This is a genomic window from Mycobacterium sp. TH-M25 (assembly GCF_057473665.1).
The window spans coordinates 1-7882 of sequence record NZ_JBYCLA010000487.1 but is presented as its reverse complement, the minus strand read 5'-3'; the positions used below and the strand labels follow the sequence as shown (position 1 = coordinate 7882).

At 66.3% G+C, this 7882-nt stretch carries 5 protein-coding genes; all 5 read right to left on the bottom strand.

The genetic code is table 11. The annotated features are described in order from the left end of the window. A partial coding sequence (locus AC2VOU_RS16515; RefSeq protein WP_486958344.1) for a tubulin-like doman-containing protein occupies positions 1-2603 on the bottom strand: 2603 nt, incomplete at its 3' end. Beyond that, on the bottom strand, positions 2603-5224 hold the full coding sequence (locus AC2VOU_RS16510; RefSeq protein ID WP_486958343.1) for a vWA domain-containing protein: 2622 nt from the start codon (positions 5222-5224) through the stop codon (positions 2603-2605). The genes AC2VOU_RS16510 and AC2VOU_RS16515, both read right to left, overlap by 1 nt. 46 nt (positions 5225-5270) lie before the next feature. Further along, the gene (locus AC2VOU_RS16505; protein WP_486958342.1) at positions 5271-5828 is read right to left on the bottom strand and encodes a hypothetical protein; all 558 of its coding nucleotides are present in this window, start codon (positions 5826-5828) and stop codon (positions 5271-5273) included. Between the two features lie 103 nt (positions 5829-5931). Continuing rightward, on the bottom strand, positions 5932-6582 hold the full coding sequence (locus AC2VOU_RS16500) for a DUF4190 domain-containing protein (RefSeq protein ID WP_486958341.1): 651 nt from the start codon (positions 6580-6582) through the stop codon (positions 5932-5934). Positions 6583-6692: 110 nt separating this feature from the next. After that, positions 6693-7397 (bottom strand): DUF4190 domain-containing protein, encoded by a 705-nt coding sequence (locus AC2VOU_RS16495; protein ID WP_486958340.1) that lies wholly within the window; start codon positions 7395-7397, stop codon positions 6693-6695. Positions 7398-7882: the final 485 nt, after the last annotated feature.

Below are 7882 nucleotides of genomic sequence, written 5' to 3'. Positions count from 1 at the left end.
TCGATCCGCGGATTGGATCGCAGCGCCTCGGCCAGCCCCTGTGCGACCGACTGCCCCAGGAACGGCAGGTCGGAGAACTTGTAGCGGTATTCGAGTTGCTGTCCGGGATGCACGGTCTGCAGTGACTGGTCATTGACGCTCGCGAGCGGTCGGGCCAGAGCGAGCGCATCTTTGAACTTGGCGACGATGTCGCCGCGGCGAACCGACAGCTCCGACTCCGCTGCGCCCACCCCTTGGATGTAGTCCCGCAACGACACCTTACAGAATTCATGGAACGCCTCGCCGGGGCGGCTGACGTACAGCCGGGCGCGTGCGAGCAGTTCGCTGGGCCGGGTGTGGATGTCGTACTGGCCCAGCGACGGCACCAACGCCGACCCGGTTTCCGGGTCGACACCGAAGGCGCGGGTCACCCAGTTCGCGGTGCGCTCCACCAGCCCGTCGGGCGCCGCGATCCCACCGGTGGTCGGCCATTGTCCTGCGATCACCCGGGCGGTGCTCGCGGCGACCGCGGCCGAGAACGGCGGTGACGCCTCACCGGTCAACAGCGCCTGGGGCAGATCGAGTTCGTAGCGCGCCTTGAACTCCGATGAGTTGATCAGCAGCACTTCGTTGTTGGCTTCGGAGAACCGCCCGGGCACCAACTCGTCGGCATCTGACGGCCAGGCCACGTACTGATCGGTGACCAATCGCGCGAGCCCGACGTCCGCGGGTGGTTCAGACCGGCCGTTTTCCAGAATGACCTGTGCCTCAGCAAGAGCGGCGCCCAGCGGCGCGAGCAGTTCTGCGCCGATGACCTTCAGCACGTCGGCGACTTTGCCGGCTGCGCCGGCGTAAACGGCCCGGCGGATATTGCCGAAGAACCCGTCGAGGGCGGTCTGCAGCACGTCATCGGTGTTGGACATCAGACCCCGCATCGACGTCAGGGCGGCGTCCACGTTGTCCGGCAGCGCAAGCAGGTCTTTCGAGCCGGTCGTACTCAGATCCTGCATGGCAGTAGCGAGTTCGTCGTCGATGTAGCGTCGCGCCATCTCGAGCGCGCCGCGGGCATACGGCAGACTGAAGTGTGCGACGGCGTGGGTCACGAGCGCATCGACGCGGTCGGCGAACTCGCGATGCCAGGTGAAGGCCAGCCCGCCGGCCGCGTCGGCGATCGCCCGGGTCAGGGGTGCGCGTCGGTTGGCGACCGCCTGCTGGAAGATCGGCACCCATTGCTCGGCGGTCATCCCTTCGGGGCTGGGCAGATAGCCGCGCAGCTGTCGGTCGAGCAGTGACCCGACCACCGTGCCGACCTGGCGGGCCGGGAATGCCGTGGTGGTGATCCAATTACCCAGCACGCGCATGCGGTTGGTGTCGTCCCCCGATGAGGCCGGCAGGCGGAGATCTTCACAGATGGCGGCCCACTGGCTATCGAGCAGCGAGTCGAGCTGTTCGGTCGCCGACGCAGGATTGCCCGGCTGCAGGTGGCCGAATAACAGTTTGTCGACGCAGCTGCGGGCCAACCGTTGTGCGGCGTACTCGGCGTAGCGGTCACGGCCCATTGACAAGCTCGAGAAGCCGTAAGTGCCCCAGGGCAACGGATCCCACACGTTATTACCCCAGCCGAGCAGGTCGCGATCCCCGACGGGTGAGGCGGTGTTTCCCAGGTCGTAGGAGACGAACTGCTCGCTGGCCGTGCCGCTCATCATCAGCCCCGCCAAGCCGCGGCCCAGGCCGCGGTAGACAGCGTTCTGGGAGCCGTCGCCGAACAAGGTCCGGTCCGCGCCGACGTAGCGGCCGACCGGAAATACCCGGGCGAACGGGATCGGGTCACCTTCGCCGTATTGCTGGCCCAGTGCACGCAACAGCCGCACATCGTGTTCGCGGGCGGCACCTGACTGGCTGGCGACGATCTCTCCGAGCAACGCGAGCGCATTGGCGCGTGTCCCGACCCGGGCGCTTTCCGGTAACGACTCGAAAATGTCCGGCGTCACCATGAATACGCCCATCAGCTTCGGATCCAGGCCGGACACCAGCGTCAAGAGCCGGCAGATGTCCAGTGCCATCGAGGCTCCCGCGCCGCCGGCCATCGACGACACCACCAGCACCAACGGCGGCTCATTGGGATCGAAGTCGCCCATGCCGGGGACGTCGATCTGGGCCATCTGGGACATCGCCTCGACCCGGAACAGCTGATCCCATGCGTTCTGCAGCCGGGACCGGATTTCGCCGGCCTTGCTCAACGTGAGCATCCGGCCGATCGCGCGGTACTGGCCCGCTCCCGCCGAGATCGGATTCGTCACGCCGTCGGGCTGGCGCGGTGCCCAGGTGGCGATCGTGTCCAGGGCGGATTCGGCGCCCAGGCGATGCGAGAGCGCGCTGTCGAGGATGGCGTAGCTGCTGCCCTGTGGCCCGGCGCCGATGTAGGTGCCACCTTGGGCGGCGACGTTGGCCAGGCCGTCAGGGCCGCCCTCGGCGCCGCTGGGCACATCGATGTGCACGAACTGCCATCCCATCGGCAGTGCGGGTATACCTGCGGTGAGCAGTTCCGACCGCAGCTGATCCATCATGTACGCCAGGGTCGCGCCGCCGGAACCGCCGCAGCCGACTATCAGGAAGCGTCGCATCAGGGTTCTCCTCCAAAGGGTTTGACAGTGTGGTCGTGGAGCGGGACATCGCCGAAGGGGTCGTCGGTGTCCTGCGATGGCTGGGCGACACCGAACGGCGACGCAGCCTCGGATCCGTCTGCGGTTGCGGGCACCGATCCCGCTTCCGCGCCGCGATGCCGCAGCGTAGCCAGCAGGTCCGGCAGCCGCCGTTCGATGTCGGCGTAAATCTCTGTGCGGTGGGCGTTGTCGGACTGCCCGGCCACCATCAACAGGACCTCGGCGCGGTCGCCGGGTCCGCGCGGATCATGCAGCACAACCCAGGTTCCGTGCACCGCGAGCGGCAGCACAGCATGTAGCCCGGTTTTGTCGGTGGAAGGCATTTCGGAGCCAGCGCTGAGGAAGCCCGGTGCCGTCACCGCGACATGGGCGGGCCCGAATGGGCTGCGCCCGGTGACCGCCGCGAGGTCGACGCCGGCCACCGTCAGGTTGCGGGCGCCGCCGGCGAGGCCGCGCACCGGTGTCACCAATTCGGTGTCGGCCATCTCGAACGGCTCGCCGTCGCGCAGGACGACGCCGGCCTCGACTTCGACGGGGATGCGCTCGGCGAGCATCGGCGCGCCGGGAATCTTGCCCACGTACCACTTCGCCCCGTAGAGCAGCGCCAGCGGAATGGCCGGGCCGAGCAGCAGTGCCGCCAGAAAAACCAGCACGAAGTTGGTCGTGCTCAACGGATTGACCAGAGACGCGATAAAAGTCACGTCAACCGTCTGCGCTTGGCCCGAATTGTCCTTGGGCGCAATGTGAATCGGCACTGTGCCGTTGAGGCTGCCGTGCCCGTTGTGGTCGGTGTGCAAGGTCACCGGCAGGTCGGCTTTGCCATTGTCGGCGACTTTGAGGCACCGGTCCGGACCGTTGGCGGTGGATGTCACGCTGACGTTGCCGATGCCCTCGGGCGCGGCCGCGATCGTGGTCTGTTCGCCGTTGGCGATCCAGGCGCATCCCGGGCCGGTGATCGGTAGCTGGGCGGTGGGGCTTTTGGCGCCTTCGACGGTGCCGAAATCGATCCGGGCGCCCGGTGCCGGCAGGCCCACCTTGGGCAGGATCTGCACCGGCATGTCGACCTGTTGCGGCGAGAGTGTGGTGCCGGGTGCATCGGGCGTCGGAGCTGTCGTGATGACCAACGACATTCGCAACGTGGCAGGGCCGGGTTTCACCGTGGCGAGATCGACGTCGACGGGTTTGCCGATGGCGTCCTTGTCCACCGAGTTCAGTACCTGCACCGGCGCGGCGTCGCCGACCCGCAGTGCCGCCGACATGGTGGCTTGACCGGCGAGGCTCTTAGGGTCGATCGGCGTGCGCTGGGCGTCGACCAGTCCGAATGTCACGCCTTTCACCGTTTGGCCGGCATGCCAGGAGCCGGGATCCGATGTCAGTGCCGGAAAGATGTCGGTGGCGATGTGAATGGCGACGTGGGATACCGCGTCGGGATGGCTCCCGGTGGTGTCGACGTACACGATCGCCCACTGGCCCGGCCATTTCGGGTTGTCTGCGCCCTGCATGGATATGGTCTGCGCGGACGCCGACTGCCACTGATAGGTAACGGGGATACCGTCGACGCTGGCTTGCGCCTTGGAGTCCCGCTCTGGCAGCTGCAGCTGCTGGCCGGACGGCGAGATGAGGTAGGGGACGAGTCCGGGCACTCCACCCGAACCGAGGATGTGGACGGAGTGCACCGAGGGGTCCAGCACGAAGTTGTGCCGCGCTTCCGGGCACACTTGCCGTTGGCAGACGGGCTTGCTGTCGTTGACGCCGGGGACGGGGTTGAGCGCGTCGAACGCGAACAGCATCTGGTCGATGTTGGCGACGCGAAAGAACGCACCCGGCGTGGGATCGGTGATACGGCCGCACTTGGTGCCGTCCAGCCCGTTGCCGGTGGCGATCGCCGACATCACGTCGAAGTCCGAGACATCTCCCAGCCCGACACCGAGCATCACGACGTGCGCGGAGCGCAATTGGTCCGCCAGTCCGCCGGCACGGCAAATGGAAGTAGTTGCGCGACGGGTCATTTCAGTGATGCCTGCGGCGCTGTTGAGGTCGACTCCTGGAGCGTAAGGCCGGTTCCCCGGGCGCTGCGAGAAGTCGATCTTGCCGTCGGAGAACCATGCGATCGCTTGGCAGCGGTTGGGGTCGCCCTGCGCGCGGGCGGCCAGCGATTGGCGCGCCCCGTCCAGAGCCAGCCAGTAATCGGTGTCCGCTCCGCTGTTGTGCTGTGCCAGGTCCTGCACCTGCGTGTCGATCGAGGCGGCGGATGCGCCGTTCAGAGACGTCCAGTCTCGCCGTATGGCGTAGTCGCTGGAGAAGCCCGCGACAGCAACGTCGAGCGCGCTGTGGGTTGAGTCCGCGTAGTGGCCCAGCGTGTCCACCAGGTACTTGGCGGCACGCACCCGGGCGTTGTGCGGGTCGGTGGTTTGTAGGCTGCCCGATTCGTCGACCAACAACAACAGATCCCCGGCTTTCTGCGAAGCCAGGCAGCCGCCGTAGCGCTGGACCGCGGCGTCGTTGGGCGCCGCGCGGGCGATTCCGGACCAGCCGGCGAACGCCAGACTGGCTCCCAACAACGCGGCAGCCACAAGGCGCATGGCGGCTGCGAGTCGAGGTGATCGAAAACCCATGGCGCGGTTGCCCCTACAGTCTTCCGGCCCACAGGGCGATCTGCCACGCGGCGGCACCGATGCCGAACGCACAGGTACTGATGACCGCCCAATAGGCACTGCGCAGCCAGGTGGGGGCCGAATACACCGAGCTGAGCCGGCGACGGGTGTCGGCAGAAGTGAACCAGGCCAGCATGCCGATAGCGGCGGGGCCAGCCAGCAGCCAGCCGATGAACGCCGGCAACACTGCCGAACCAGCGATCGCCACCGCGGAGAGGACCACGCCGAAGATCGCGGCTGCGAAAGCAAGGCAAAACAGCATCAGTGGCGGGCCGGCCAGCATCAGAGAACTCAGCGGAGCAGTACTTGACGGTGCCGTGAAAACCTCGTCCCCCGCGGTCTGCGCCCGGACCGCCCCGGGCTGGCCGACAAACGGATCGAAGCCGGTAGCGGTAGCCGTAACGCTTTGCTGCACAGTGGAATGTGGTTGTCGCACAGTGCTATGTCGGGAATCGCCGTTGAGCGTCGCGGCGGGAACCTGGCCGGCGAAGTCGCTGAAGTCGAACGGGTCAGGTTGCGCGGGCGGTGGCATTAGGCAACCGCCTCGTGGACGTCGGCCATGTGACCTCCTCAGGTTCGGTTGATCCACGACCGCGGCGGCGTTGTGGTCGCTGTTTCCCGCACCGGAGCTGCGATCAGTACCGATTCAGGCAGACCGCGAACTCATGGTCGTTGGGCGCCGCCACATAGGTGGAGTTACATTCCGAGTCTTCGGATACCCGCGCAACGACCGTGTAAACGCCGACCCGATGCTGGCATGAGACGTGGTAGAGGTCGAGCGCGTCGTCACTGTTCAGCTCGTTGCTCTCGTCACGCTTTTCGATCTCGACGCACATGCCGACCGCCGCTTGGTTCAAGTCCAGTTTGTCGCGGGGGCGTGCGGGGGCGGGTGCCATCGACGTCAAGACGCTGGTTGACGCGGCAGGCGGCGCGGACGCTCCGGTGGTCGTGCGAGTGCCGTCGCCGCCGGACGCCAACAACCACAACAGGACGCCGGCGAGCACCGCGCACATCAGGTAGCCGGTGGCCAGTCCGCACACTGCGGCCAACCATCCGCGTTGTCCGGTGCGCTTGATCTGAGGCAGGGCCAAGTGGCCCACCGCGACACCAGCCGGCGGCACGAGCACGGCAAGGATCGGCGCCAACACCGCGTACGTGTTCAGGGGAGGCTGCTGGTAGCGCCCGCAGTTGCCGGACCCGCCGAATCCCGTCAAGGGAGGCGGCACGCCGTAGCTCGTTGGCGGGCCGCCGGCCACGGGAGCGAACGGGTCGGTATCTGACGTCACATCGGTGTGGTACCCGACGCGCCGGCTCTTTACACAATGAGTTTAGCCGCCAAATTGCCTAGTAAAAGCGTGGTTGCCGCACAGCCGGACGGGGCCGTACCCGCCCGCGTTCAGCTCGATATGCTCGCCGAACCGAACTTGACGAAACAGGCGACAATCGTTTGCTCGTCGTTGGTCAGGTATTCGCCCCTGGAGCACTGATCCGGGCTGGAAGACTTTTGCGTGACCTGAAACACCCCGTCGCGGACTTCACATCTCGCGCGATAGATGTAGATCTGGTCGGTATTCGGTCTGGTTGGATCGGGCTCGTTCTTCTGGATTTCCACGCAATCGCCGACTCGCAGTTCGGCGACGCTGACCTTGGGCCGGCCGTGCGGCGGCGGGGTGATCACCGTGGATCGGATACTCGGTGCCGGTGGGGGCGTGCTAGCGGCAGGGCCGGCCTTGCCTCTGCTCACGTCGACCAACAACCACACGATCAGCACTACCGCCGCTAGCAGGACGAAGAAGTACGACAGGGTCAAGCCGAGCACGGCGCGCCTTCGGCCCCGCTGTTTCAGACGTTTGATCTGCGACAGCGCGAGGTGTCCGAGCACCGCCCCGGCTGGGGCGAACGCGAATGCGAAAACGACCGACAACGTCGCCAGCGTGTTGACCTCGCCGGGCGGCGCCGGTGGCCCTGACGCCGGTATGGGGTGTGGTTGCGTCGGCGAGGGGTAAGCCGGCAACGGCGGAGCGTCGTCAAAAGGGTCATGGCTGAACGGATCGGCGGCTAACGGGTCCCCTGTGCTCGCCCCATGATCACGGAGACTCATGACTAACTCCCTGGCTATCAGTCCGCCGACATTTCGGCTTCCGGCAAGCACAGGGTTGACCAATAATCGCCTCTTTAATCACCGGGTTGGCGGGACGCGGCCCTGCCCTTTGTCGCGCAGTTTCCACTACGACCAGCATCGAGGGCGTCTCGTGTCAGATTGCTCACGGTGGTCAGAGCATTCGGCGGCCGCTGGAAGGCGGTGCGCCACAGATGCTTCGACGGCCGTGCTATGTCCTCGGGCGTCCAGCAGAGGCGCCTCGGACCGAGGTCCAGCAACTTCACAGAAAAAAAGTCGCCCACGGCCGTTTGTCCGCGGTGTGGTTTGGGGTATCCCCGGCTTTGCGTTTGACAGGTAGTGAACACGCAGGTCTGTCTTCAGACTGATGGGCAGTCATCACCACGGCCCCTCCGGTGCCGTCCGATGGGAGTGCCCCATGCGTCTGCATTTTATTCTCCGACTTGGTGGTCTCGCAGCGGCCTTTC

Bases quoted from the DNA above. Each gene is read 5' to 3' on its own strand.
- AC2VOU_RS16505 (WP_486958342.1), bottom strand. From the start codon at position 5,828: ATGCCACCGCCCGCGCAACCTGACCCGTTCGACTTCAGCGACTTCGCC.
- AC2VOU_RS16510 (WP_486958343.1), bottom strand. From the start codon at position 5,224: ATGCGCCTTGTGGCTGCCGCGTTGTTGGGAGCCAGTCTGGCGTTCGCC.
- AC2VOU_RS16495 (WP_486958340.1), bottom strand. From the start codon at position 7,397: ATGAGTCTCCGTGATCATGGGGCGAGCACAGGGGACCCGTTAGCCGCC.